At 43.0% G+C, this 2,713-nt stretch carries 2 protein-coding genes and 1 pseudogene; 1 reads left to right on the top strand and 2 read right to left on the bottom strand.

From position 1 onward, the window contains the following. Positions 1 to 85: 85 nt before the first annotated feature. Positions 86 to 1,096, bottom strand: coding sequence for a glycosyltransferase family 2 protein (locus BJP37_RS20620; protein ID WP_075901570.1), 1,011 nt, complete (start codon positions 1,094 to 1,096; stop codon positions 86 to 88). A 211-nt stretch (positions 1,097 to 1,307) separates the two neighbouring features. Between BJP37_RS20620 and BJP37_RS20615 the strand changes: the two genes are divergently transcribed. Then, the gene (locus BJP37_RS20615; RefSeq protein ID WP_075901568.1) at positions 1,308 to 2,075 is read left to right on the top strand and encodes a Uma2 family endonuclease; all 768 of its coding nucleotides are present in this window, start codon (positions 1,308 to 1,310) and stop codon (positions 2,073 to 2,075) included. A 272-nt stretch (positions 2,076 to 2,347) separates the two neighbouring features. Here the strand turns inward: BJP37_RS20615 and BJP37_RS34745 are convergent. Next, positions 2,348 to 2,557 (bottom strand): annotated as a pseudogene (locus BJP37_RS34745) (IS701-like element ISPlag1 family transposase); the annotation flags it as partial. Positions 2,558 to 2,713 lie beyond the last annotated feature (156 nt).

Here is a 2,713-nt window from a genome sequence, read left to right as displayed (position 1 = left end):
TTAAGGGGGATTTAGGGGGATCCCTTTGTACCTCATGGGAAATAGAATTGCTATACCTCACCTAATTAAAAACTGCTATAACTAATCAAGAAATCTTCGGACTACTAAAAGCACCACCTTTACAAAACACACTATTGCGGAGAAAATCAGTAAGTAAGTGGGGCGGCTCAAGATTGGGCTTACCTTGAACCATTCGGCGCAATTGCCACAATAAATAACTAGAAGCCCAGGTATGATCGGCTAGAGCAGCGTAAAACCAACCATAGTTTTTAAGAAAATACCGTCGTCGAGAATCAAACACATACTGGGGTCGGCGTTTGGGTGGACGCTTGGTGTCGGTAACACCTGAACTTTGTCCAACTAAGTGGACTACCCGACTTTCTGGGACATACCAGCATTCCCAACCAGCTCTCTGGGCTTGCAGGCAAAAGTCCATTTCTTCGTAATACATGAAATAAGCTTCATCGATCAGGCCAACCTGCTCAAACACTTCCCGGCGAACAATCATACTTGCCCCAGCAACCCAATCCGTTGGACAGGGTTGGTCAGGAATCGGTGGCCAAACTACCCACTTCGATAATAATCTCGATACCACACCGAGACGCAAACCAGAATCTAGCTCACTGAGGACGGTATGAAACCGAAATGCTGAACACTGAGGGGTACTGTCAGGCTCTTCCAGGCGAGAGCCAGCAATACCCACCTGGGGATGGTCACTCATAAACTCCACCAGGGTTTTGATCGCCCTAGGACGAACAATGGTGTCTGGATTGAGCAACAACACGTAATCCGGTGGCTGATTAGACTTCAGGGCTGGGCGGATCACAGCATTATTGCCAAAGGCAAATCCACCATTGTGGTCTAGTGCCATCACCGATGCCCAACTACCCCAGTTTTCGTTTGCGATCGCATTTTTAATGGCTACAGCCGATCCATCCCCAGACGCATTATCTGCCACTACTACCGTAGTATTGGATAAACCTGGGATTTCATCCGCTAGAGAGCGTAAGCAGTCTATAGTTAAACTAGGGGTTTTGTAGTTAACAATTACTATAAGTAAAGAATTTACGTTATTGTTTTTTATTTCATTAGACATAACTAAATTTTGATATTTATTTACCTTAGCTAAATAATTCTTATTTGTTAGTTAATTTAATTGTTGTTTTCTAAAAAAATAGCGTTTTTAATCGTAATAATTTAAACAGATTTTTTACCCGACTCCCGACTCCCGACTCCCGACTCCCGACTCCCTATTCCCTATTCCCTATTCCCTATTCCCTATTCCCTATTCCCTACTCCCTTTGCATATGTATCAACAAAGCGATCCGCCCCGACCCCCGAAAGAAATCCTACCGACAATGTATGATCTACCTAGCGAAGAAAAGGAGGATTCAGGATTGCCAGATCAATACCATATTTGGCAAGCAGACTTACTGGAAAAAACGTTTTTCCCCCCCAATTATCCTAGAAACCAAATTCTCGTTGCTAGCGATCTTAATATCTACTACAATCTGAAACATCCTACTTGGTATAAACGTCCCGATTGGTTTGCTGTCTTGGGAGTGGATCGTTTGTACGAACAAAGAGAATCCCGGTTGAGTTACGTGATCTGGCAGGAAGGAGTAGCTCCTTTTATTGCCATCGAATTACTTTCTCCTAGTACACAGAAAGAAGACTTAGGGGAAGTTAGGCCACAAGCCAACCAACCCCCAACTAAATGGGAAGTCTACGAACGGATGCTACGGATTCCCTATTACGTGGTCTTCAATGGTAATAGCAATAAACTGCGCTTGTTTGAATTAGTGCGCAACAGCTATCGGGAAGTGATTCTCAACGGTGACAAATTCTGGCTTCCAGAAATAGAACTAGGTTTAGGATTGTGGTCAGGATACTATCAAGAGTTAAACCGACTTTGGTTGCGTTGGTACGATGCAGCCGAAAATTGGATTCCTACACCGGTTGAGAAAGAAAGACAGCTAGTTGAACAAGAACGTCAACGAGCTGAACGAGAACATCAACGAGCTGAACGTCTAGCAGCTCAATTGCGAGCAATGGGTGTTGAGCCAGAAGATTGAAATTTTAGGTAGGGTAGGGTGGGCAAATAATGAGAGTTTGGCAATTAGATCAAATATCATGTTCATTTGCCCACCCTACAAGAGCGATCGCACTAACATCAAAAACTCTTCGGAGCTCTTTCCTACTGTTTCCAGATCCGCTGTTCCCAGATCCGCTGTTCCCTGTTCCCTTTTAGCATCAATCCTATGTTCACAACTAAAATAAAAATGCTATAGGACTCCATAGTTACACAGGACTTACGCAAAGACACCAGATAGGTCGTAGATTCTGATCAGACTAAATTCATAACTAAAGAAGGTTTTTTAAGTTCTTTAGTTAAATATGAAGATAAACTTTGGTGCTTAATTTTATAAACTGTACATTTAGTCAAGTAAGCTAGTCTTTTCAGAAAATTCCACACCAAAATAGCACAAGCAATATGGTTTCTTTGGATTCGAGATTTACGACACTGACAAGATTGTATGCCAGTCAATGTCTTGATGCAATAGCGAGTGGGGGAAACCACGGCAGTCGCTCATGGTTTGTTCGCGAAGCGTCGGCTACGCCGAAGTTACCGTAAGATAGTGGAGCCTTATTAACAAATATTTAACCCTTTTCTGCATAACCTGCTAACTATAAAGGCTCCACAATAAACAGG

Source organism: Moorena bouillonii PNG, from assembly GCF_001942495.1.
GTDB lineage: Bacteria > Cyanobacteriota > Cyanobacteriia > Cyanobacteriales > Coleofasciculaceae > Moorena > Moorena bouillonii.
The sequence above is the reverse complement of the archived record's forward strand: the minus strand, read 5'-3'. Positions and strand labels throughout refer to the sequence as shown.